The sequence below is a fragment of the Methanospirillum lacunae genome (assembly GCF_003173355.1).
Taxonomy (GTDB): domain Archaea; phylum Halobacteriota; class Methanomicrobia; order Methanomicrobiales; family Methanospirillaceae; genus Methanospirillum; species Methanospirillum lacunae.
In genome coordinates this window covers 612,294-635,358 of sequence record NZ_QGMY01000002.1, presented here as the reverse complement: position 1 = coordinate 635,358, position 23,065 = coordinate 612,294, and the positions used below count along the sequence as shown (strand labels likewise).

23 protein-coding genes and 1 pseudogene are annotated in these 23,065 nt (G+C 39.2%); 19 read left to right on the top strand and 5 right to left on the bottom strand.

Annotated features, from left to right (window positions below):
* Positions 1-584: 584 nt before the first annotated feature.
* Together DK846_RS03430 and DK846_RS03425 are read right to left on the bottom strand one after the other, a co-directional pair.
* Complete coding sequence (locus DK846_RS03430; protein WP_109967493.1) at positions 585-1,526, bottom strand: hypothetical protein; 942 nt, start codon at positions 1,524-1,526, stop codon at positions 585-587.
* A gap of 264 nt (positions 1,527-1,790) precedes the next feature.
* Positions 1,791-2,162, bottom strand: a complete 372-nt coding sequence (locus tag DK846_RS03425) for a hypothetical protein (RefSeq protein WP_109967492.1) — start codon at positions 2,160-2,162, stop codon at positions 1,791-1,793.
* 611 nt (positions 2,163-2,773) lie between these two features.
* On the opposite strand from DK846_RS03425, the gene DK846_RS03420 reads away from it, so the two are divergent.
* The 10 genes from DK846_RS03420 (at position 2,774) to DK846_RS03375 (ending at position 13,577) form a co-directional block, all read left to right on the top strand.
* Positions 2,774-3,550 carry a tetratricopeptide repeat protein gene (locus DK846_RS03420; RefSeq protein ID WP_109967491.1) on the top strand — a complete coding sequence of 259 codons (777 nt, stop codon included), beginning with the start codon at positions 2,774-2,776 and terminating at the stop codon, positions 3,548-3,550.
* 88 nt (positions 3,551-3,638) lie between these two features.
* Positions 3,639-6,074: a beta strand repeat-containing protein gene (locus DK846_RS03415; protein ID WP_181391593.1), complete on the top strand. Its 2,436-nt coding sequence runs from the start codon at positions 3,639-3,641 to the stop codon at positions 6,072-6,074.
* A 435-nt stretch (positions 6,075-6,509) separates the two neighbouring features.
* The gene (locus DK846_RS03410) at positions 6,510-7,013 is read left to right on the top strand and encodes a hypothetical protein (RefSeq protein WP_109967489.1); all 504 of its coding nucleotides are present in this window, start codon (positions 6,510-6,512) and stop codon (positions 7,011-7,013) included.
* A 16-nt stretch (positions 7,014-7,029) separates the two neighbouring features.
* Positions 7,030-7,560: a hypothetical protein gene (locus DK846_RS03405; RefSeq protein WP_109967488.1), complete on the top strand. Its 531-nt coding sequence runs from the start codon at positions 7,030-7,032 to the stop codon at positions 7,558-7,560.
* Between the two features lie 186 nt (positions 7,561-7,746).
* On the top strand, positions 7,747-7,971 hold the full coding sequence (locus tag DK846_RS03400; RefSeq protein ID WP_109967487.1) for a hypothetical protein: 225 nt from the start codon (positions 7,747-7,749) through the stop codon (positions 7,969-7,971).
* 249 nt (positions 7,972-8,220) lie between these two features.
* Positions 8,221-8,562 (top strand): hypothetical protein, encoded by a 342-nt coding sequence (locus tag DK846_RS03395; RefSeq protein WP_109967486.1) that lies wholly within the window; start codon positions 8,221-8,223, stop codon positions 8,560-8,562.
* Positions 8,549-8,731, top strand: coding sequence for a hypothetical protein (locus DK846_RS03390; protein ID WP_109967485.1), 183 nt, complete (start codon positions 8,549-8,551; stop codon positions 8,729-8,731). The genes DK846_RS03395 and DK846_RS03390 overlap by 14 nt, the downstream gene beginning before the upstream one ends.
* Entirely contained in the window at positions 8,697-11,861 is a 3,165-nt protein-coding gene (locus DK846_RS03385; protein ID WP_245926449.1) for a hypothetical protein, read from the top strand. Before DK846_RS03390 ends, DK846_RS03385 begins: the two co-directional genes overlap by 35 nt.
* Positions 11,862-11,879: 18 nt before the next feature.
* A complete protein-coding gene (locus DK846_RS03380) occupies positions 11,880-12,230 on the top strand; it encodes a hypothetical protein (protein WP_146201108.1) in 351 nt (116 codons plus the stop codon).
* A 180-nt stretch (positions 12,231-12,410) separates the two neighbouring features.
* A complete protein-coding gene (locus DK846_RS03375; RefSeq protein WP_109967482.1) occupies positions 12,411-13,577 on the top strand; it encodes a TIR domain-containing protein in 1,167 nt (388 codons plus the stop codon).
* Between the two features lie 177 nt (positions 13,578-13,754).
* Here the strand turns inward: DK846_RS03375 and DK846_RS03370 are convergent, their stop codons facing one another.
* Together DK846_RS03370 and DK846_RS17545 are read right to left on the bottom strand one after the other, a co-directional pair.
* The gene (locus DK846_RS03370; RefSeq protein WP_146201107.1) at positions 13,755-14,276 is read right to left on the bottom strand and encodes a hypothetical protein; all 522 of its coding nucleotides are present in this window, start codon (positions 14,274-14,276) and stop codon (positions 13,755-13,757) included.
* Positions 14,277-14,633: 357 nt separating this feature from the next.
* The gene (locus DK846_RS17545) at positions 14,634-14,774 is read right to left on the bottom strand and encodes a hypothetical protein (protein WP_181391592.1); all 141 of its coding nucleotides are present in this window, start codon (positions 14,772-14,774) and stop codon (positions 14,634-14,636) included.
* A gap of 478 nt (positions 14,775-15,252) precedes the next feature.
* On the opposite strand from DK846_RS17545, the gene DK846_RS03365 reads away from it, so the two are divergent.
* From DK846_RS03365 to DK846_RS03345, 5 genes and pseudogenes are all read left to right on the top strand, one after another.
* Positions 15,253-15,513, top strand: a complete 261-nt coding sequence (locus DK846_RS03365; RefSeq protein ID WP_109967480.1) for a hypothetical protein — start codon at positions 15,253-15,255, stop codon at positions 15,511-15,513.
* An 18-nt stretch (positions 15,514-15,531) separates the two neighbouring features.
* Positions 15,532-15,885: a hypothetical protein gene (locus DK846_RS03360; RefSeq protein ID WP_146201106.1), complete on the top strand. Its 354-nt coding sequence runs from the start codon at positions 15,532-15,534 to the stop codon at positions 15,883-15,885.
* Positions 15,886-16,182: 297 nt separating this feature from the next.
* The gene (locus DK846_RS03355; RefSeq protein ID WP_109967478.1) at positions 16,183-16,980 is read left to right on the top strand and encodes a hypothetical protein; all 798 of its coding nucleotides are present in this window, start codon (positions 16,183-16,185) and stop codon (positions 16,978-16,980) included.
* Positions 16,977-18,800: a hypothetical protein gene (locus DK846_RS03350; protein WP_109967477.1), complete on the top strand. Its 1,824-nt coding sequence runs from the start codon at positions 16,977-16,979 to the stop codon at positions 18,798-18,800. The genes DK846_RS03355 and DK846_RS03350 overlap by 4 nt, the downstream gene beginning before the upstream one ends.
* Positions 18,801-18,944: 144 nt before the next feature.
* A pseudogene (locus DK846_RS03345) lies at positions 18,945-19,202 on the top strand (DUF4277 domain-containing protein); the annotation flags it as partial.
* A 47-nt stretch (positions 19,203-19,249) separates the two neighbouring features.
* On the opposite strand, the gene DK846_RS03340 reads toward DK846_RS03345, so the two are convergent.
* Positions 19,250-20,179 carry a GrpB family protein gene (locus DK846_RS03340; protein ID WP_109967475.1) on the bottom strand — a complete coding sequence of 310 codons (930 nt, stop codon included), beginning with the start codon at positions 20,177-20,179 and terminating at the stop codon, positions 19,250-19,252.
* A 574-nt stretch (positions 20,180-20,753) separates the two neighbouring features.
* On the opposite strand from DK846_RS03340, the gene DK846_RS03335 reads away from it, so the two are divergent.
* From DK846_RS03335 to DK846_RS17980, 4 genes are all read left to right on the top strand, one after another.
* Positions 20,754-21,509: a substrate-binding domain-containing protein gene (locus DK846_RS03335; RefSeq protein WP_181391591.1), complete on the top strand. Its 756-nt coding sequence runs from the start codon at positions 20,754-20,756 to the stop codon at positions 21,507-21,509.
* A gap of 415 nt (positions 21,510-21,924) precedes the next feature.
* On the top strand, positions 21,925-22,227 hold the full coding sequence (locus DK846_RS03325; protein ID WP_245926448.1) for a nucleotidyltransferase family protein: 303 nt from the start codon (positions 21,925-21,927) through the stop codon (positions 22,225-22,227).
* Between the two features lie 217 nt (positions 22,228-22,444).
* Entirely contained in the window at positions 22,445-22,645 is a 201-nt protein-coding gene (locus DK846_RS17985; protein ID WP_245926447.1) for a Fic/DOC family N-terminal domain-containing protein, read from the top strand.
* Positions 22,646-22,651: 6 nt separating this feature from the next.
* Positions 22,652-23,014 carry a Fic family protein gene (locus DK846_RS17980; RefSeq protein ID WP_245926446.1) on the top strand — a complete coding sequence of 121 codons (363 nt, stop codon included), beginning with the start codon at positions 22,652-22,654 and terminating at the stop codon, positions 23,012-23,014.
* Positions 23,015-23,065: the final 51 nt, after the last annotated feature.

Sequence of the window (23,065 nt, the reverse complement as noted above, 5' to 3'; positions counted from 1 at the left end):
GAGTTCTCATGATATTTTCGACGGGAAGTTACGTCAAACTCAATTGATGTGATATCAGAGAGATCTGTCTTTATTTATGGTTCTTCAACGTAACAAGAAACTAATCGCCAGTTTTTTTATCCTTTTTTGCTTTTTTCTGATATTTGAGAGATTCACATTGTTTATACGAAAGACGATTAATGGTCTTCAATAGTGGCCGCATCTATCTCTACCCCATGGAACCTTGGCCTCTCGAATTCTACAATTAAAACCAACGATTCCAGGGATCCTTCCATGAAGAAAGATTAGATGTTCAAAAAAGTCTACATGACGCCATGTTCTGGTTGTTGTATCATCGAATTCACAATCTATATGATTCCATTCTGGGCAAAGAAATCGTGAACATTATGGAAATTCAAGCCAAAGTCTCATTTACGCTTACCTTCGGCAAAATTTATTGAGGATATATGTCAGGGACCAGGTAAGTGAAGGACAGTCCGAATGGGATCTTCTGCAATACCCATAACTCATATTGAATGGAATCCTCCATCATACCCACTAAAAGAGACAAATAGCCAGTTATTCTATATTAACAGTAAAAATTTTTAAATCTGGCTTGTGGAGTCAGGTAATTCACATAACCGGCTCCATCCGATATCTTCTTTAGTTAGTTTCCGCTGATATTCTGGTAGAGGTACAGGCCCAACCCAACTCCTTACACTTTCTTCTTCAATCTGATTCTGTTGATCTTCAGTTTCAGGTAACCCACATAAAACATTCCATCCAAAATTTTTTTCATTCTCTATAAGGATTTTATTATTACCAGAATTTAAAGTCATTTTTATCTGTTTATTAATCTCTTTTTTACTTCTGGAGGTATCTTTCACATGATAGGATAGTGTGTCAATACATGGGTTGAGTTTCGTCACTATCTCGTTACATTCACTATTGAATGACACGGGTATTTTTGTAGATAATTTCCCTTTTAATATTCTATCAAGAAAGGATGATGTAATGGATGGGACAACGATATTATCAAGGATGTTATTAATCTGTTGAAGAATCACCAGATCATCTCCTTCAAATGATGTTAAATCTGTCCGTATTGAGTGATTACCATTTTGAATTTCTTTGGCAACGTGCATTATCTCATCGATCAAACATCTCATTTTTACCTCTTCAATAGATTTTCTTTCTGATACTATCAATTTTGGATTACTAAAAATCGGTAATCCAAAAGATTTCAACGGTGCACGATTCCTATTGATCTTACCTATTTCATCATTCTGATGAGAAGTGGGTATATCAACAGGTAGATTTTTAGGATACCTGCTCATGATCGAACCACCAGGTTCAGTAATAATATGAATCAACGGAGCAGAACAATCGTTAGAATCGAAACTTACAGGATCGTTGAAACAATTATTTATTTCACCGGTAAAGGAGGAGTGATCAATTACAATCATCTGATTTTCAATAGCATCTTCATTGAGTATCTCCAAATTCTGATCATCTGAATCATTTGTTATATGTGAATTTTTTTTCATATGTACACCTTCACTTCCGAAAATGGAAATATGTAAACTCAAATTAGAAGATACTCCCAATTTCGTCTTATTTTCATACGAACTCTCATGATATGTCTAAATTTCTTCTACAGTATCTAATGAAATTGAACAATATCACGTTAAGTAGTTGAATTGGTCGATCGGATCAATAAATCAGATAGTTAGCCGGTTTTAACTCACCTATTAATGAGATTTTTTTACCAGATAGAAGTCTGAATAGTATTTTTCTGAATAGGATTTTTATTAAGGCAACACCTTTAATCCCTTTTTAATTGCCATTTTTCTAATTTTTTCATCAATATTAGGACTATTTTCCATACGATGCCAGTCATCCTTACCCATTCCCATAAAGAAGTTACAGGACGAACATTTTGTCCAGGCTTCATATTGATCCGGGAATTCTACATACAATGTTGGTTTCCCACATTGAGGGCAAATGAGTTTCTTGTTAGAAACAGACGAGGTAACCGTACTATCCATATTATGGGGTATATTTTTAAGATCATCAGAACCAGTTTTTTGATCCACGGATTTTTGATTATTTGATCCGGGATTCGGAACCATATGGGCATCATCAACTACGATAGTTGCTCCACCTTTTATTTGGTTGATCATAATATTTTTTTTCTCTTCAATTAAACAAAAGAAACCACAGAGAGGTAATATGCCTCATGAATCTGATAGATGTAATTATCCAATTAGGGGTATATCTCTACCCTGTAGTTACAAAATATGAAACAAAAATCAATTAATTGAGAACTTTGTTTTCCAGTTTATTATATAGAGTTAGATCCATCCATCGCATGTGGTTTTTTTCATGCAAAAAAAATTGGCGGAAACCTGAGAATTCCCGTGCAGTTATTGTATCGTCAGTTAATACCACGATGCCTTTTTCTAAGAGATTTTCAGATGGGATCGATGTAATGAGATCATAATTACACTTCAGCCTGGAGAGGCCAATAAAGGCATATCACCCCGGTTAATCTCTTCTTCAGCGTATTGGAATCAACGTTACCTTGTGATTAGTGACGAAAAGGATAGCACGACTGAGAACAGTCTGATGATACCCAAAGAGCCAAAGTGTCATTAGTGTGGCAAAAAATTATTGCCTAATAAGAGATACTCAATATCACTCACGCAATTTAATACTGGGTGTTGTTCTAAATTTATTCAAATATTGAATAATAGTTCTTGAACGGCATCTTATAGGTTGGAAAGATTTTAATATGAATTTTAATGTACATGAGAATGGTTTCTATCCCTGTATTTTTGTTTTTATTGTCTGCATGTGTTTGGGAATTCCCGCTGCCCAGGCTGCAAATGGACAGGAATTGTATTTAGCAGGAGATTATTCCGGGGCAGTTGAGAAATTTACCTCAGATCTTGCAGGTGCCAAAGAAGCAGACCGGGCTTCAATATTAAACAATATTGGCACTAGTTACATGGGTCTTGGGGATCTGAATAAAGCAAAAGAATATTATCAAAATGCAGTATCAGCCGATCCGGCATATGGAAAGGGCTGGATCAATCTCGGGGTATTACAAGAGAAACTCGGAGATAAGGATGCCGCTCTTGATAGTTTTGAGAAAGTAACCACTGCTGATCCCATGGTGTATGCCGATGCTATGGTAAAAAAGGGGACCCTCTTAACAGAGCTGGGGAAACTTGCCGAAGCAGAAACGACGTTTATGCAAGGTGAGCAATATGCAACCGGCAGTACTGCTGCTGATATCTATACCGGAATTGGTGCAATTGCTTTTATGCAAAAAAAATCCGATGTGGCTGAACGCAATTTTCTAAAAGCGATTGATGCAGATCCATCAGGAGCAGTTCTGGCATATACCAATCTTGGTGTTCTCAGAGTAACCCAGGGGGATTATGATGGTGCCAGAAAATTGTTTAAAACTGCAATAAGTAATGATCACTCGGCAATATCACAAGCTTCAGAGTTCCTGAAAAAGCTTGATCAGATGAAGCCTGAACATACGAACTCTACTTCATAAAATGAAACCGATTTACGGGTATATTTTTACCATTGTTGTGTTCGTATGCTTTATAGTGGGATTCGGTATTGCTGATAATGAACAAAGCATGGGAACATCACCGGATATTCCTCCCACAACCAATGCTCTCTCTAAAACAGATGTAGTATCTCCTTCAGGTGATAGTACAGGTGGGACTGACTCCTCTCATGAAACTACATCAACAACAGATACCGGATCTGCTGATTCATCCTCGACAGGGCAAACTCAAACTGGAGAGATTACATCTACAACACAACAAAGTACTGACGGTTTGTCTGAAACTGGTTCTTCTTCTGAAACCTCTTCATCAACAACCGAAACCGGATCTGCTGATTCATCCACACCGGGACAAACTCAAACTGGAGAGATTACATCTACAACGCAACAAAGCACTGATGGTTTGTCTGAAACTGGTTCTTCTTCTGAAACCTCTTCATCAACAACCGAAACCAGATCTGCTGATGCATCCACGACAGGAGATACTACGACCGGGCAAAACCCATCAACAACAGAGCATACAACCGGAGATGTGTCTAAAAAGGTTGGTTCTTCTCTAAATACTGCATCTGGAGACCAGACTGTACTCAACCAGGATGATGGAACAACAACTTCCCAAACGGTGATTATTACTCCACATTCTGATAATGATGAAAAGAGTCCTGAAACGGTAACGCTCGGAACGGTAACTGTTCAGAGTATCATCGATTTAACACCAAGCGGGGGAACCGGGTATACATATGATTCAACAACATCATCATATGACATAACCGGGGCAGGTAACACCTATGTACTGCAAAGCGGATTTTCCACGACAAGTACTGATTTTGCTATCAGAATACAGGCAAGTAATGTTATCCTTGATGGAAATTATCAGACAATTACCGGTTCCGGGGGGTCAGCGGGTGTATCTGTTATTTCCGGGACTGATTCTGTTACAGTGCGAAATTTTGGCGGAATAAACTATTTTAATAATGGTATCAATTCTCAGGGTGATTCCACAACTATCTTCGGTAACACAGCATCTGAGAATAATTATGGTATTGTATCTACAGGTGATTCAGCCACCATAAGCGGCAACACAGCAAATGATAATGGTTTTGCCGGTATCAAATCAGATGGTGTTTCAGCCGTTATCAGTGGTAACACGGCAAATAGTAATGATGAAGGTATCGAGTCAACAGGTCCTACAGCAACCATCAGTAGCAATACTGCGGAAAATAACAATAATAATGGCATTAATTCTGACGGTGAATCAGCCACCATCCGCAGTAATACCGTGAATAGTAATGGTATTGCAGGAAGCGATTGTAATGGGATCGATTCAGATGGCAATTATGCCCAGATTAGTGGAAATATTGCAAGCAATAATAATAATAATGGAGTCGATTCAATTGGCGTTTCTGACGTCATTATTGGTAACGAAGTAAATAATAATGGTAAATCAGGCATCTATTCAGCAGCTCCTAACGCTTTTATCGGTACAAATACTGCAGATGGAAACACCCAAACAGGTATCGATTCGGAACAGACTTCTGCCACAATTAGTGGAAATACTGTCAGTAATAATAATTATGGCATCTATTCTGCAGGTTCTGATGCTGCTATCAGTAGTAATACAGCGAATAGGAATACTATTGGCATCGTGTCTTATGGCGACTCTGCAGCCATCAATGACAATACAGCGAATAGTAATAATAATAATGGTATCTATTCTGATGGTGAATCTGTCACAATAAAGGGAAATACTGTTGCCGAGAATACAAATTCAGGATTAGTTCTGGGCGGAGGTTCTGGTTCTGTCTATAATAACAAATTTGCTAATACCAACAACGTCGGAGGGGTAAGTAATCCATCCGGATATACCTGGAACCAGGCTCCCTCTCCGGGTTCTAATGTTGTCGGCGGGCCAAATATTGCGGGTAATTACTGGAGCGACCCAACGGGAACAGGCTGGTCAGATACTCATACTCCTACAACTACAGGATACACCACAGAGAGATATAATGTCGGTGGATCCATGTATGATAACGCCCCGCTGGTCAAAACCAGAAGTTCTCCTCCTTCTCCTGATCCAAACCCGGATTATCCCCCATCTCATCCAAACCAACCATCAGATCCATCATCACGATCTCTCATCAATATCGTTCCCAATTCTGCAGATCTTTCCTTTTCTGTCGAGGGAAATCAGGCTACTATCACTCTGGATCTAGAGAATATCGGTACGGTAACATTATCTCCATCAGCCCGGATTGTGCTTGTTCCGATAAATGATCCAGCAATACCAATTGGGGTACTCCCTGCCTCATACGATAGCGGAAAGTATCTCATCAATTTTGGAGTTCAGATCCCTTCATCTCCCGGCACTTACACCTATACCTTTCAGCCAGAGATGATTACAACCGATCCTTCCGGAAATGAGGTTCTTATGAATGCAGGAGGACTGGTAACTTTTATTGTAACGGTGAATCCAGATGGAACTGTGAACTGCACATTGGGATCCTAAATCTGAATAATAGTAATGTACTCAAATACATAGAATTGAATATTTCAGATTTAATCAATCTTTTCCTGAGTACTACCAGAACATCATACTACCAGAAATTAGTGGTATTTTTCAAATTAGGGATGAGATTATAGTTTTAAATCCTTTCTCATTCTAAAGATGATGAGTAATACTCTCCACCTTCACCAGTGATTATTGGTAATTCTAAATATTTAATAAAATGACCACCGAATAAAAAGAGATTGATCATTATTCAGGCATTTACGTACTATCTCCACTTCTTCATGAATTATTCATTGCACAAAAAAAATTCTTTAATTCACCCGGATCACCAATCCTCCATTAATTCTATCCCCTTTCCCAACTCTTTTGAATCTATTTTTATCTACACGTTGACATTATACATAGCCGTGAAATGCGGCAGGGAATCGAACAATGGCAGACTTTACAACCAAGAGTGTCACCAAGTCAGCTGAGAGAAAACTCAGCTCACCCATCGACACGGTAGCAAACTTCCTGGCACTTGTCCAGGACGTGATCGAGAACAACCCCTGGGGATGCACATCGTACACCTCAAACAACCAGACAGTTGCCGGGGTTGTCAGGGGATCTGAACACTACACCGGAAAGATCGTGTATGAGAATGCAGAAGCAAAGACAGTAGGGCAGATATCAGTCAGGGCTCCAACTTCTGCAGCTTTCAACACCGATATCAGCACGATAGTTGCTGCAACAGCAATAAACACCGCAATGGGGGGAACACCGTCACATGACAGTTCTGAAGACTCCTTCAGCTGTGCTCTCAAATGCCACAACTCAAATGGAGAGATCTTCTCTGTCACATTCAAACGTGACAGCGTTGTGGTATCAGGATACGAAGCAGACAGCATTCTCACAGGAATAGAAACCTGGGCAGATACCGTTGCTCTCCTGGCATAATCTCCAGGAGAGAAGAATGCAATGGAATTATCTGGCAACCGGATCAGTTCTTCTGATCCTTGCCTCTCTCACCGGAGCAGAGTATCTTGGCACAACCATCAACACTGACGGAACAGTCCACCTGTTTGGATCTGGTGAGGATGCCAACGGGTCGTTTGTATCCCGGGTTATGACCGTAGGGTCTTCCGAACTCTCCCGGATAATTACCGGTGAAGATTCAGGAACCCTGATGTCAGTTCATGGAACAGGTCCGGTGCTCTTCTCTGATTATACTACAAAAGACCGGGTAACTCCGACTCCACTGGCCTGTGTCTTTCTCGTTGACAGAGACAGTTCAGAACATCGTTCATACATGTCTGCATCAGGTATCCTTGAACGCGGAGCCTATACCATGAGCCGTGAATCAGAACCGAATCTCCTTGGAGAGAGCCTGATCAACGGGAGCGGGTTCATACTCCTGGAGTCAAGAAGTGAAGGAAATACCACATCAGAATCAGAAGGCTTTGTATCAGGAAATATGACAGTCCATGATACTGTCAGACTGTGATCAAATCGATATGGTTTTATAGGATCATTCGATCCTTTGAAAGTGAAATCTCACACCAGTGAACTGGATTCAGAGATCCGGGGATGAATCGATGAACATCCAGATCCCCCAGTTCACTTTCGCACCGTTTACCTAATCTTTAGATACCAGGGTGCTGAATCACCATGTGTCATACACAATCTGACCATGACTCAGCACCTCTTCAGGCCAGATAAATCACGAAAATTCCCCGGTATCGCAGTATTCAGATCAGCGTTCCTCATAAGGAGAATTTCAGTGATCCTGCTGTTATCTGAGGACCCGGACATTTCGAATCAGGAGATCCTCGGGCTGAATTCATGGACAATATGCCTGATCCGGTTCAAGAGGAGACGGAGCAGTATGGCATCAGATCAGATGACATGGAGATGATAGTATACTAAAAATTGAAACACCCCGCACAACACTTCACCTTCTTGCCTGGACGGGAAGATTGGCGGGGATAAACTACCTGTATAATCTTTTGAGCGTTTGTACCTTTCTGTCATCCGGGTTGTATCATATAAATCACCGGGAAAAAATCAATAGACTGATACTCAAATTGAACATCCACGCTACAGCATTATTCACTGTATATCGCACCTGCAATCACACGTTCAGATCTACAAGAAGGAGTGCAGAATGACAGGAACAAGCCTGACCGCCAGGAGTACTCTGTACCATGCCGGTGCAGAACTCAACCGTGCCGGGTACCATTTCCTCAGGATTGCAGGTTCAGGACGACTTTTTGATTTTGTTGCCTGGAGCAGGCAGAGGATCATTTTTGTCACGGTAAAGCGGATACGGAAAGGTGACATCTCCCTGTTTTCAGATGATGTCCAGGAACTAGCCTCATTCCTTAACGAGAATCACCTTCCCGGGATGGTGCAGTTCTGGATCTTTACCTCTAAGTCGTGGCTGATATATGAGATCCTGCCAGGCGGAGCACTTCGTATCAGGGGAGGGATCCATGAGTCGTTCTGAAGACCGCATCTGTCCGTTTATCTCATCAGGCACGGCCCTTGTCACCTGTCTCGGGAAGAGATGCACAGCCTGCAGGTCTGTTATCACCGGAGAAGACCGGTTTATGATCTGTCTGCTTATCGACCGGGAGTTGTATGACTCTGTGGAGGTGGATGATGCCTGGATCTGATCCGGCTCACTATCCCACTCGTTCTGCCTGCTCCATACTGTTTGAACAGGGCCAGACCGTTGAGGTCAGACTCATCGGCAAGAGAGGAACTGCTTCAGGGTATTATGATAACTTTGACAGACTGAGTGCAGATGCTGTCTCGTTTGATAACCGGGGTGAGTATTCTGGGATTTATGTGACCCTGAACCCGGTGAATCCTGATCTTCTTGCCCGCCGGGCAAACAGAATAGAGACACGGCTTGGAAAAGACGAGAAGTCAGCAGGAGACAAGGATATCCTCAAGCGGAGATGGCTTGCGATTGATATCGATCCGGTCAGGCCATCAGGTGTGTCGTCGTCTGATGCAGAGCATACTTCAGCGATAGAGAAGGCAGCCAGGATAGCAGCATATTTTACCGGTCTTGGATGGCCGGCCCCGGTTATGGCAGATTCAGGAAACGGTGCCCATCTTCTCTACCGGATTGATCTGCCGAACGATGATGTATCCCGGGATCTTGTGAGAAGTGTGCTTGAGACACTGGATCTTCTCTTCTCTGATGCATGTTCCACGATCGACACCTCGGTCTTCAATGCTGCACGGATCTGGAAACTTTATGGAACAACGAGCAGGAAAGGGGACAACATCGCAGCAAGGCCCCACCGGAAGGCACAGATCCTCTCTGACATTACTGAACCGGAGATTGTTTCTGAAGCGTTCCTGACCGCCCTTGCCGGGATGTTTCCACAAGAGGCTGAACCATTACCGCCAGCCAAGGGTCAGGAGAGCAGGAGTAAGAGTCCTCTTGACCTTGGACTGTGGCTCGATCATCACTCAATCGGATACCGGAAGAGGCCATACGCTCATGGAGAACTCTTTGTTCTTGATGCATGTCCGTTTTCACAAGATCATACCGACGGTGCATACGCGATTCAGTTCCCGAACGGGGCCATATTTGCGGGCTGTCATCATGATTCATGTGGAGGGGGACGGCAGCGGTGGCCTGAACTCCGTGCTATGTTGGATGGCGGTTCATCCAGTGGGACTGGACCAGGACAGGCGAAGAAGAAGAGAGATCAGAAACCTCCTGCCACTGTTATCAGTTCTGGTGGTAAACCCGTGAGAATTCAGGTTACCGGATCGCCTGATGATCCCGGTTCATCAGGAGATATCGAAACGAAAGCGACAGCCATCCTCAGGACCGGTGATCCCCTCTCGTGTATGCTTGAGACATTTGCCCTGGATCATATCGGAGATCCGGTAGTAGCCGAGTGCCTGGTGATGTCACTTGCATCCCGGAAGGTGATCAATGCCCGGGGTCTGCATGTCTCTGTGACCGGTGAGTCGGGAAAAGGGAAGTCTCATGCATTTGAGACGATGATGAGCCAGATTCCCCCGGAGTTCAGGCTTGAAGGCCGGATGAGTGAGAAGGCTCTCTTTTACATCAAAGGGATGCAGCCCGGAAGCGTAATCACGCTCGATGATGTCTCTCTTTCTGACCAGATGCAGGAGATTCTCAAGGGTGTCACGACCTCGTTTCGTCGTCCGTTCATCTACCGGACCGTTAGTAAAGACCGGGTCGGTGAGACCTGTGTGATTCCTGAACGGTGTGTCTGGTGGATCGCTAAAGTCGACGGGACCGGTGACGATCAAGTCTGGAATCGCATGCTAACCTGCTGGATCGATGATTCAGAAGAGCAGGATGCAGCGGTGATCACCATGACCCTGAATGAGGCAGCCGGACTCAGGCAGGAGAAGTATGATGTCCGGGTTGAGTCCCTGGTATGCCAGGAGATCTGGAGGCAGCTTGAGGCTGCCTGGGTTGTGATCCCGTTTGCGAACCGGATCAGGTTCTCTTCAACGATCAACCGGAGAAATCCTGATATGATCCTTGATCTGGTGAGGGCTCATGCGATCCTGATGCAGTGCCAGCGTGTGCATGTTGATACAAACGGGATGAATCAGATTCTCGCAACAGAGGTGGATTTCAATGCTGCAACTCGGCTTTATACTGCCCTGAACAGTACATCCGGGGGTCAGGAGTCGAAACTGACACGGAGAGAGTCGTTCCTCGTCGATGCAATCAGGTCTCACGGAACCGGAGAGATAACGATTGCCGAGCTTCAGCATATCACTGACCTGTCAAACTCGGTGATCTACAAGATCATCCATGGGTCTTCGAGCCATGGGCATGAATACTCGGGACTTCTGGAGAAGTGTCCGGCGATTTCAGTCTGTGACCGGACTCTTGTGGTTGATGAGAGCGGGACGACTGCTGCATACCGGAGATCAAAGGCGTACTCCTGGGATGAACGGGTGTACCAGAATTGGCGGTTTGAGGGAGGATGCTGGCTGGACCCTGATGATTCAACACATGATGATCCTGCGAGTAACGATAAGAAGGACGGTCATACCAGTGAGCCCGATGATCCATCTTGCGGAATCGCGGAACGTTGCAGCATTGTCGCGGATGATTCCGCGAAGAATCGGGATGAGAATTCAGGGGTAAAGAGTAAAAATAATAATAATTATTGTACTTCAGGTACTCTTCGCGGAAAATCTGAAAATACAGGAGAGGTAGTTTCTGATACCACGGTACCATGTTCGTGTGCTTGTGACCCTGAGATTTCCGCGAGGAGTGATCATGAGCAGGGTACCGGGGCTGATGTATCTTCAGATTGTGAATCCGGGCCTTGCGGTACTCGCCCCGTTTTCCGCGACAATTCCACGAATGCCCGGAATGGGCAGGAAACTGGAGCACCTTCCGCGAAGGACGGGAATCCGGAAAAACCCTTCAAGGTGAGACCATCTGACTTCTGTGAGATTGACCGGGGGTTTGGTGAGGGGCCGTGTGACTGCTGTGGGTCAGAGTGGGTTCATTTCCAGGAACGGATGACCCGGGAGCGGATGTCTGCTCCGGTACGGATGAACCGGAAGATCTGCAGGTCATGTTATGAGAAGGCAAAACGTGATGAGGCTGCATCGTTCCGGTCACTTCCCCAGGTGATTGACCCGGTCTCTCTTGTGAAAGTGACTTGTGATCTTGGACGATGCCAGGTCTGTGATACGTTCAAGGCTACCTGGCATGATCCAGAGACTCATACTGCAATCTGTGACTCATGCAGGTCCAGGATTCTCAGGGAGGGATCGTAAGTGATGAGGCTTTTCAGGATGAATCTGCCTCATCTCTTCTGGTTTATCTTCTGCTGTGGGGCACTCTGGAAGATTGGCAGACTGAAACCTGATCCCGAAACAGATATGGTCAGGATCATCATCGACGGTCCGGGTGAGATCGGGAGGATCTCAAAGCAGGATGCCCGGGATGTGATCAACCGGGTGGAAGGGATCGGAATCGAGCCCGGGGGAACGGTTGGGTTATCGACATCCGGTCACGGGGTTGTGTTTAAGATTCCGGGAGAGGAGAGAACTCAGTTTATAGCGGTAGCGATGCAGGTGTGGAATATGCTGGAGTACTGGCCCCGGAAGAAGGCAGCGTTGTTTGAGGAGGTGGGGGGAGGGTGAGAAAAATTAAATGGACAATGTATAGGTCATACAGATAAGAACATTAAAGAAGTTTATTCAACAAGATATGGATATTTGAAGAGATAACCAAATTTATCTAGGTAAACACTCCGCTAAATAGTCAAGCTATGAAAAACATTATTTATTAGATAGAAATATCTGAAATTATATCGTGATTTAATGACACATAATTATTTTGAATATGATTTTGCAATTTCATATGCTGGAGAAGACCTAAAAATTGCGGAGGGCATTAAGAAAGCAATAATAGAAAGATATGGTAATTATTCAGTCTTTTTAGCAGCGGACGAGCAAGATACACTTGTTGGTAAAGATGGAGAGATTTTTTTTGAAGAGTTGTTTAAAAACTCAAAACAGATCATTGTTTTATTTTCAGAAAACTATAAAAGAAAGGATTGGACTCGCTTTGAATTGGATATAATTAATCAACAAAATGATGAAAATCGCTTTATCCCAATAAAATTGGATAATGTAAAGATTCTTGGACTTCCTTCAAAAATAATATATCTACCATTTTCTGGAAACTATATTGAAATTGCATCAATTGCAATTAAAAAATTAATTAAATACGAATCAGATAATGACATTTATAGAGATAGTGCATATCAAAAAGCCAAGAAAAAAATTGATGATTCAAGAGGAACTGTTGACAAATCTGTTCAATTGATAAAAGATAGTCGACAAAGAACACCACTTGACAATATTGATTATCCAAAAGAGAATTTTGAGCCATTATATTCAATTATTGAAGATAAAGAGACAAAATACTCAACCATCATTCGAAGAGTAATTCGATTAAATATTCCAGACGGTTTAAGTAAGGACGAGGTAATTTATAACATAAAATACTGCACAACTCATATTTTTAATAAAGATAAACCTGAAGCTATTGCTATTTTTGTTTATTCAGACCAGGCTTCTAATTTTTTAGGATATGATGATAAAATTAATGTCGCCAGATCACATTTTGCATTTTTAGGAGATTGGGGAAAAGCTGAAGAAGGATTTGCTTACAATATGCCAGTAAGTAAATTTGAATATACTTATGATTTTGAAGAAAGTTATTTTGATAAAAAGTTGAAAATTAAACCTAGTTCTGATGATGCAAAGGAGATTTTGATAGATATTTTTGAAGATAAAATCTTTGATCTCATCAGCAGTACACCAAAAATAAAAACGCGAAATATCTACAAGAATATAAAAATTAAACCTGAAGAAATTAACAAAATATTAAAAAAACTGGAACATAAAGGTGAAATTCAAAAATGTGGTTCTAGAAACGATTGGTTTTGGGAAATTTCTAATAAAATGCAAAACAAGAGATAGATAATTGGTTTCTAATTAGGGATTTTGCAGATATAATTATCATTCGTAACTGTTCAATTGTGTTTCAATATGGCGTTTATTTTCTTCATTAGATAGTCACATGTAAAAAGTATGGATTTTTGATATTATCAAAATTTATTCCGATTTTCGACATTTTATCTAATCTCTTGCTTATATTCATTTTATTGAATATTCTGCTTTAATTTTTTTAAGGATTTTATCTCCATATTCAATATTAAATTGAACATATCTACAAAAATCATCTAAATCTTCATCTAATCCATATCTCTTCATTAATTCTTCTTTACTATCTGGGTTATTAAAAATATTTCTTATTTTTTCATAAGAAGTAATTATCATGTCTTTTCGGTTATTAATTGGTTCCCCGAATGAGTAAAAATTTGTTATTTCAAAATATATTAATTTAAGTTTAATAATCTCGGGTAATAAATTTATAAAAATATTTTTATTGAAAATTTCTTTTTCTCGTAATTTCCATAATGCATTAAAGTCACTTGGATTTTTTAAAACTCTTATTAATTCCTTTTGAGCTTTTATTTGTGAAAGTATATCTTCATAAATTATACTTGCAGCATATTTTATTTCATTTTTCTTTTTTCTCCATTCATAATACCAAACGATAACGAAGGAGAATATGATCCCAAGAAAAAAAGTAACTCCAGTATACACATAATCCATAAAATACATATTAAATATTGAATATTCTAACCAATTAATTTTATGATTACAACAAAAAACCGCTCTCATAAAAAAATTCGAATTAAAACCTAGTATAAACTCTGTTGCGAAAAAAATAAATTTTAAGCATTTTTCTATAATATCATTATTAATATTATCATTTATAATCTGATCTAAAGTCTATAAAGATACTTAATCATATATCATCCCTATTCCTTACCATTTCCTATCTGTATTCTTTACCTTAACCTGCATATCTGGAAATAATCATACCCACCACATTATTTCCCGGTTTTTCCCGGGACCTTCTTCACCTGGATCTGATAAATTAACTCTCGCATTTTCTATATATGCAACCTAGTCGGATGATACGCTCGTTCCAAGAAGGCGTAGTCTGTATACATAAATCTTCACCTGCATTGCTGAAGCTTCAGGAGCAATCACCTCATCCAAGGTCTTGTAATCCTGGATCTCAAGTCCTTCCGGTGAGTCGAGCATTACATCGATCCTACCGATGATATTCCCATTCCGGATCGGAAACTCTATTCAGAACTCGGATGGATGAACCTGAAGTAGATCCTCCTTTCTCTTGGTTGCATAAGACAAAGTCACTGTAAAGAGCTCGTTTCATATCCCCAAACTGGCTTCAGTCTGCATATGGCAGAAAAAACCCGGACTCGATCGACCGTTGATTATATTGAACACCCTGATTGAGATCTCATCCAAACAGTAATGAAGAACATTTCCAAACTCAAAATCTAGATAGAGCCCCATTCCATATTCAGGCGGTACAGGTACAGGCATAGTTAATAGAGGATGAAATCTTTTGCACAAAACTGCAACACATTTCACATGTACCGATGCCCCGGGTTTACCATTCAAAGTAAGACCATCTGAGTTCTGTTAGATTGACCGGGGGTTTGGTGAGGGGCCGTGTGACTGCTGCGGGTCAGAGTGGGTTCATTTCAAGGAATGGATGACCCGGGAGCGGATGTCTGCTCCGGCACGGTTGAACCGGAAGATCTGCAGGTCATGTTATGAGAAGGCAAAACGTGACGAGGCTGCATCGTTCCGGGCTCTTCCCCAGGTGATCGACCCGGTCTCTCTGGTGAAGGTGACCTCAGATCTTGGACGATGCCAGGTCTGTGATACATTCAGGGCTACCTGGCATGACCCGGAGAGCCATACTGCAATCTGTGACTCGTGCAGATCCAGTATTCTCAGGGAGGGATCGTAAGTGATGGCCCATTTCAGGATGAATCTGCCTCATCTCTTCTGGTTCATCTTCGGTTGTACTGCACTCTGGAAGATTGGCAGGCTGAAGCCTGATGCCCAAACAGATATGGTGAGGATCATCATCGACGGTCCAGGTGAGATTGGGAGGATCTCAAAGCAGGATGCCCGGGATGTGATCAACCGGGTGGAAGGGATAGCAGTCGAGCCCGGGGGAACGGTTGGGTTGTCGCCGTCCGGTCACGGGGTTGTGTTTGAGATTCCGGGAGAGGAGAGAGATCTGTTTATAGCGGTGGCGATGCAGGTGTGGAATATGCTGGAGAAGTGGCCCCGGAAAAAGGCAGCGTTGTTTGAGGAAGTGGGGGGTGAAAGATAATTTAGCGAATTGGTTTTAAATAATATTATTATCTAGTAAAAAAGGCTCAAATTTTTTGGTTAATTAAGATACCATAAAGTACTTTCTCATAGAATTTGGATATTATTCTTATCAAAGGTTTAGGAACTTAAAATCGGAAATAATAATAAAAACGATAAAATTATATATATTTTTACAATAGGAGAAATAGCGCAGTTTTTTTACATCAACATTTTTTTCATTAAGAAAAGTACCAATTAAAAGAATATAAGCAGATATAATAAAAATTAAAACAATGGTAAAATAAGGAATTATTTTATGTATTATATCCCTTTTTCTCCATCTTTAATATACATCTTATTAATATACCCGGATATCAGCCATTTATTAACTCTTTATACTATAAATGGAATTCAAATTTGCTTTTTCACCCTTACCCCATTATTCACGAATTCAGATCCTACTAATGAAGGAATCTTTGATACAGTAACTCAATCATTAGCAGCTATCATTGCTATAGTATTTTCAATATCATTATTTGTAATTGAAAAAGGCACCAAGGATTATTCGTATAAACTTTTAAAATTTTTTAAAGAAAATTATTGGACTAAAATTTTGTTATTTATTGGAGTATTTACAATTTTAATTTCATTATTTTTTTCTTTATTAAATATAAGTAATATATATTTAAATACAATAATTTTTATATTATTCACATTAAATATTATATTATTTGGTAAATATTACTATAAAATGGTCGAAATTATAAACCCATATAAGATTGCAGATCTGTTGCTAATAGAAAGTAAAAAAATTATTAAAAATGAAAATTTGGATGATTTTAAAGACATTATTACTTCAATAATGGATATTATTCAAAAAACCGCTTCGAATAACGATAAAGGAATCTCCTTGAAGTATATCAGTATATTGTTAGACATTTATAATGATGTTTGTATCTCTAATTTATCCCCAAATATTAAAATAAATTTTAAAGATATCTTTTTAAATCAAATTTTTCTCGAATATATCAAACTTATAAAAGAAAATAATGAATTAAAAGAGGATATTTGGTATTTATTTTTTGAAATTGTAGAATTGGAGATAAACCAATGAAACATACACACAAAAGAAACACTGATCTAATCTTATCCGACTATCTTTATAATTTTATTAAGAGTACTTTAGAAAAAAATGATTTTTCTCAGTTTAAAAAAATAATTGATGATTTTTCCTTATCATCTCTTCTAAATCCAAGAGAAATTCAAATGTCTATTTCTAATAATCTCGATCATCAGATAAAATCTCCTTATTTTTTATCAGATCAAAAAGAAAATGAAAAAATTAATCGAGAGATAAAATGTTTTAATTTCTTGTTGAATTATACTGCTTTAAAGAATTTTTCAATAATACCAATATTAACTCTAATCAATCAGAATTACCAAAACTACCTCATCGAATATTTAAATAGACTATTATCACCAAACATTATAAAAGAACTTTCAAGTAAATATGGATTAGAACCAATAAATATTATTGAAAATATTAATTTTTCTCTAACAAATTGCCAGAAGATAAATGAAGATGAAGTTTCTGGCATAAATATCCTATTAAAACAGCTCAATTATAGTGTAAAAACCTATTTTACATTTTATCGAGTAGGAGCTTTAATTCTTTTTTTAGGAAAAGAAAAAAATATTAATCCAGCAATTTACCTTAAAGAATTATGGGATCATACTAACCCAGAAGATGCAAATAGATTTATTCAAAATAAAACCCCTGTCCAATTTGATCTATTATGGATTACCTACATTCAATTATTCGGGGGAAGAAATGATGAATTGTGGAGTAACTCAGCATTTGAATTAGGTCTAGGTTATAATGATTACCATGGATCTGAAAATTATTTATATCAATATTATATTTTAATGATTACTCGTTGTATTCAATCTAATAATTCAACAATATTTCCAGATATTGATAACATCAATCTAACCAATACTAATCAACAATATTATCTAAAAGAAATATTCCTTTTTGTTAATCTATTTATTAATGAATCTTGCAAATTCAATGACCATTGTGACTTTCTGATAGAGAATAGCGATAATTGGGAAATATTATTTAAAAATAAATCTAAAGAAGCACTAAAAGGTACAAAAAAATGGATAAATGACACAATTTCAAAATTTAATGAACAATTAATAAAAATAAAAGCAAAAATGGATGTTGATCCTCAAAAGATTGAATATTTTTCAAAATTAGTACTTGATGAATATGGAAAGAATAGTTTGCTAAATGAATTAACAGATGTTAAACCATATACTTATGATTCAAACAATCCATTAGAATTTAACAGTATTGCATTGAATATTCCAAATCTTAAAAAAGAGTGGTTTTTTAAAGAAAATTTCTCTCATCCAAATCACTTTTTTTCTTCGTATTCTAATGAAATTGTAAATAGAGAGATACAACATGTTTATAAAACCCTTAATATTGAACCAAATATCCAAGAAATTTTAATTAACAATTTTTTACCACATAATATTTATCATTTAATAAAATCGGAATCTATTAAATTAAAAGAAAATGGACTCAATCCTTCAATCATATTTATGCCTTCTTCATGGATTAAACGATTTGTAGAAGAAAAAATTGGAGGATCCTTTTCTTTAAATTTAGAGGAGAATTTGAGTCTAAATATTATAAAATCAATACCCAAATACGAATATGAAAACATTATAATTTTAGACAAGTCTGCAGGATTATGGATGTACAAACCGATATTGAATAATAATCGATTATGTGTTGAAATAACAAAAAACGAAGCAGATGAACTATCTATGAAAATATTGATAAAAACTACCATAAATTATTCTATATTACATCCAAATAGGGCAATAAGACTCAAATTTGATTATAATATATTCAAGTAGAGTCAAATAAAATCTCTAATTTTTCACAATCATTACAGGATTCTCTTTTTGAGCGGTTTAGAACCGACTCCCGGCATATTGAGTACTAAAATCAAATTTTTTTTCCAAAAGTTAAAAATAAGAAGATTGACCTACATTCATCATATGGAGATAATTGAGGGTTCAAATGTCACAATCTCACATCTTGGTTTGATTTCGGGGCTCATAGATCAACTCCGAATCTCTGAGTGCATAGATACTTATATTCTTAAAACCATTCCTCATCATATCAATCACAGATTAGCAGTAAAAGCACTTCTTTTAAATTGTCTCGAGTTTACTGAACGTCGTCTGTACATCCTTCCCGAATTCTTCGAAGATATTGCAACCGAGAGACTTCTCGGTCCTGGAGTAAAAGCTGAACCGTTCATACCAGACCCCTGCCGGATTTGAGAGACTATTCGGAGGGGCTATTTCCCACTATGACCTGAAACACCGGAATCAATACGCATCACTTTTCTGATGAAATCTCCCTTTGCTCTGGTATACGCTTCCCGATCTCCTTTGAACTCTGCAGTTAATCTATATTTTAGATCAGCATACTCGTTGGCTAATACCGGATTGGATTGTAACCGGTCTCTAAATACCAGATTGTTCCAGATTTTATGATTACAAGAGGTTATGTGAATATGATGTGTTCGTACTCTGGTTTTTTCGTCCCGTTTAATGAGAGTAATATGATCACCATACCACCAGTATTCCCAGTTTTTTGTATCAGTCAGCCGTACGATTCGTGCAATGGCTTCTTGTAATGAAGAGACCTCAACTAAAAAGTCTAAAATAGGTTTTGCAGGCATCCCGGGAATGGATGTACTCCCATAATGCTCCATCTTCGTGATAATATCAGCACCAAATTCGTTATAAAAAGTATCAACGAATGCAGATGCCATAGCAGGCCATGACGGATCGTATGGAATGAGGTGTACTTCATCAGCAGATGCATTATCCGGAAAATACCAGGATAGTGACCCAAGATATAGTTTCAAATGCTCTTGTTCCAGATTGCATTGTAACAGAAGAGTATCAGATTCAGTACATGTTGCATCATGAACCGGGAACACTGACTTTGTACCATGAAAAGATGTTACTTCTATCAAATCCGGAGATATGAGAAGAGTGTCTACGTTCTCCCAATCAGGAATGTAGAAGTCTGCATCAGCACCGAACGCTATTCCGGCTAGAATGGGACCATTTTTTATATCGTATCGAATAACCCGGACTCCTGATTCCGGAAGATCAGGTCTGGGTAAGTAGGAATAAAAAGCACTATGGGACTCAATACATTTTTCATACGGATCTGCACCGGACTCAAAAATGTCCCATATTCCAATAATCTTCATAAAAAAACTCACGGGAATTGTTAGCAGCAAGGTATCGAATTGATAGTAATTATTTTGTTTTCTCTTTGCCACTCATAAAAAATAAGGAGGTTGATGTTTAATGAATTTTTTGATAGTATGCTGATTTTTTGAGGTTTTACTCGTGATACACCTTGCCTTACCCGATGACATATGCATTTTATTTATGAATACATGATTCCTTTCGATAAAAACCTCGAAGAGCGAGATATCAGAATACCGAAACGAAATAAAAATATCCGGGCATTTTTGAAGTGAAGAGGGATTAATGACAGTTTCAAAAATTCAGAGTATCTATCCTCAATGCAGAAAAATGACAGATCTGTAATTATGTTATATTCTAGGCAGTTAGAAAAGATCCATGAAGGCCAAATGGTACTCACAATCGTTACTTGGAAAAATTAAATTTACATTCAGATTTGGCACATGTTTGTATAGTTAGATTTAATAAATGCTGAATTAAACTACTCTCATCTGCCGAAAAGCAGATCTTCTATTAAAAAGAGGCATTTTCATGAGATTTCTTACATTAACCATTATGCTACTATTTTTCACTATGTTCACCCTAACTTTAGTTTATGCGGATGAACAAGATTTTCAGACAAATAGTTCAGGAAAGACCCTGTTAGTATCGAGTGGATCAGGTCAGACTGAACCTATGAAGGAAGTATGCTGGCTCTATGAGAATCAGACCGGAACAAAGATAGATCTAAATATCCTTGGTTCAATATCACAGATTTACGAGATGAGTACGAATCATACCGGTGATGTTTATGTATCTGGAGGAACCGCCGAATATGCAAATGCATCAAAACAAGGTCTGGTTAATCCTTCTCCTGCACTAATTGCATACCGTATTCCAGTAATACTTGTCCAAAAAGGTAATCCCAAAAATATTACCACACTTGAAGATTTTGCTGACCCGGGTATCAATGTGGTTCTCGCTGATCCAAGTAAATCTGCTACTGCAAGGGCGAGCAACCTTATCTTCTCAAATCTAGGGATTTTAGATGATGTAAATAAAAATGTCCAGATGCGGCCAGGAACAGTAGAGGAACTGATTGATGCCATGAAAAATGGTATGGATGCAACCATCATCGCACGTGAACTTATTACTACTAAAGATCTGGATATTATAGACATACCGATTGACAAAAACAAAGTAATGGTTATTGCAGCCGGACGTACTACCTATACCAAAGATCCCGATACTGCCCAGGATTTTGTGAACTTCTTAAATTCATCTGCTTCAAAAGAAATTTTTGAGAAGGATGGATTTCCTCCATACCCTGATTGTGGATATATTAAGTAATTGAAGAATCATTCCCTTTTTTTCATATTTAGTTTCACACTCAAATACCCGGTTATTGACCGAATACAACACTCTTTAATAAGAATATTTCATCTGGTACCGGTTAAGTGCGACAAGAAGCAATAAGTCGGATTCATGAAACAGCGATAGCTTTCCGGTTGATACGATCAACCTTTCTTCCGAATAGTATCATCCCTGGAAGAAGTATACCTGGATTCTCTATTTTAATTCGGTGATCAAAAAACTCAATTGGTCCTCCTTTCAGGAAATAATCAATAATACCTACAACAGAACCGCTCTTTCACTGATGATAAATCTTAACTAACGTTAGGATCTATTGAATGCAGTCGATGACCTTATTATCAAATCAGAGATATTGAACATAGAATCAGAATACGTAACCGGATGGTATCACGTGAATAACAAAACAAGATTGAATTCCATAACATCTATTCTTCAATCACTAAAACCCCGGCTCTCTGAACGGTATCATATAACCCGTATCGGAGTATTCGGATCTGTAACCAAAGGCACCCAGACAGATGAAAGCGACGTTGATATCCTTGTGGAGTTCTCTGATCCTCCTGGATTGTTTAGATTCATGGAGATTGAAGCATTTCTGTCCGATACTCTTCAAGCACGTGTAGACCTCGTAGATGTTGAAGGAATAAAACCAAGGCTGAAGACCCGGATTCTATCAGAGGTCATATATCTCTGAACCTCATGATGGGCAGTTTTTTTTAAAGATCTACTCGACTCTATGTGAGAAATATCATTCCCCTGATCCATTCCAGAAACATCGATGAGTTCTTTACCGAGTCCCTCATATCATCATACTATAAAATACCCTACTTAATTGTAGGTATCAGATCGTGCCCAGATGATCCACTAACAAATTAGCTGGTATCTGGTGACCCACAAATACCTGTTCATCCATGAAACCTGAACCGTTCATACCAGAACCCCTGCCACCATCAGATATAGACTGGATCAGTCATATCCCTCTTATTGGTGCTGCAAACGCAGCGTTAGCCAGGTTTGACGGTCTGCTCCAAAGCATACAGAATCCGGATCTCCTCCTCACCCCTCTTATCACTCAGGAGGCAGTCATATCTTCCCGGATAGAAGGAACATAGGCAACCATGAGAGACCTGTTTCTACTTGAAGCAGGAAAATCAGCAGAAACTGATGAAAAACGGCAGGATATCAGAGAGGTCATGAATTATCAGAGAGCTCTCAGTCATGCACAGGAGAGAATGAAAACCGGGCATCTCTCTTGGGATCTCATTCTTTCCCTGCATACTATTCTTCTGGATGGGGTAAGAGGGAGTCCATATGGTGGAAGTGTTCGGAATATTCGCAGTTATATCGGCCCAATCGGGGCACCCATTGAGCAGGCAACCTATATCCCTCCCCCTCCGGAGTTACTTCCAGAGATGATTCATAACTGGGAAGAGTACTCATCGACTCTGAAAAGGATGCCCTTGTCCAGCTTGCAGTTCTGAAAGGTCAGTTTGAGATCATACACCCATTTTGTGACGGAAACGGAAGAATCG

Coding starts and splice junctions, on each gene's coding strand:
- DK846_RS03430 (WP_109967493.1), bottom strand. CDS start 1,526: ATGAAAAAAAATTCACATATAACAAATGATTCAGATGATCAGAATTTG.
- DK846_RS03425 (WP_109967492.1), bottom strand. CDS start 2,162: ATGATCAACCAAATAAAAGGTGGAGCAACTATCGTAGTTGATGATGCC.
- DK846_RS03420 (WP_109967491.1), top strand. CDS start 2,774: ATGAATTTTAATGTACATGAGAATGGTTTCTATCCCTGTATTTTTGTT.
- DK846_RS03415 (WP_181391593.1), top strand. CDS start 3,639: ATGGGAACATCACCGGATATTCCTCCCACAACCAATGCTCTCTCTAAA.
- DK846_RS03410 (WP_109967489.1), top strand. CDS start 6,510: ATGGCAGACTTTACAACCAAGAGTGTCACCAAGTCAGCTGAGAGAAAA.
- DK846_RS03405 (WP_109967488.1), top strand. CDS start 7,030: ATGCAATGGAATTATCTGGCAACCGGATCAGTTCTTCTGATCCTTGCC.
- DK846_RS03400 (WP_109967487.1), top strand. CDS start 7,747: ATGACTCAGCACCTCTTCAGGCCAGATAAATCACGAAAATTCCCCGGT.
- DK846_RS03395 (WP_109967486.1), top strand. CDS start 8,221: ATGACAGGAACAAGCCTGACCGCCAGGAGTACTCTGTACCATGCCGGT.
- DK846_RS03390 (WP_109967485.1), top strand. CDS start 8,549: ATGAGTCGTTCTGAAGACCGCATCTGTCCGTTTATCTCATCAGGCACG.
- DK846_RS03385 (WP_245926449.1), top strand. CDS start 8,697: ATGACTCTGTGGAGGTGGATGATGCCTGGATCTGATCCGGCTCACTAT.
- DK846_RS03380 (WP_146201108.1), top strand. CDS start 11,880: ATGAATCTGCCTCATCTCTTCTGGTTTATCTTCTGCTGTGGGGCACTC.
- DK846_RS03375 (WP_109967482.1), top strand. CDS start 12,411: ATGACACATAATTATTTTGAATATGATTTTGCAATTTCATATGCTGGA.
- DK846_RS03370 (WP_146201107.1), bottom strand. CDS start 14,276: ATGGATTATGTGTATACTGGAGTTACTTTTTTTCTTGGGATCATATTC.
- DK846_RS17545 (WP_181391592.1), bottom strand. CDS start 14,774: ATGCTCGACTCACCGGAAGGACTTGAGATCCAGGATTACAAGACCTTG.
- DK846_RS03365 (WP_109967480.1), top strand. CDS start 15,253: ATGACCCGGGAGCGGATGTCTGCTCCGGCACGGTTGAACCGGAAGATC.
- DK846_RS03360 (WP_146201106.1), top strand. CDS start 15,532: ATGAATCTGCCTCATCTCTTCTGGTTCATCTTCGGTTGTACTGCACTC.
- DK846_RS03355 (WP_109967478.1), top strand. CDS start 16,183: ATGTATTATATCCCTTTTTCTCCATCTTTAATATACATCTTATTAATA.
- DK846_RS03350 (WP_109967477.1), top strand. CDS start 16,977: ATGAAACATACACACAAAAGAAACACTGATCTAATCTTATCCGACTAT.
- DK846_RS03340 (WP_109967475.1), bottom strand. CDS start 20,179: ATGAAGATTATTGGAATATGGGACATTTTTGAGTCCGGTGCAGATCCG.
- DK846_RS03335 (WP_181391591.1), top strand. CDS start 20,754: ATGTTCACCCTAACTTTAGTTTATGCGGATGAACAAGATTTTCAGACA.
- DK846_RS17985 (WP_245926447.1), top strand. CDS start 22,445: ATGAAACCTGAACCGTTCATACCAGAACCCCTGCCACCATCAGATATA.
- DK846_RS17980 (WP_245926446.1), top strand. CDS start 22,652: ATGAGAGACCTGTTTCTACTTGAAGCAGGAAAATCAGCAGAAACTGAT.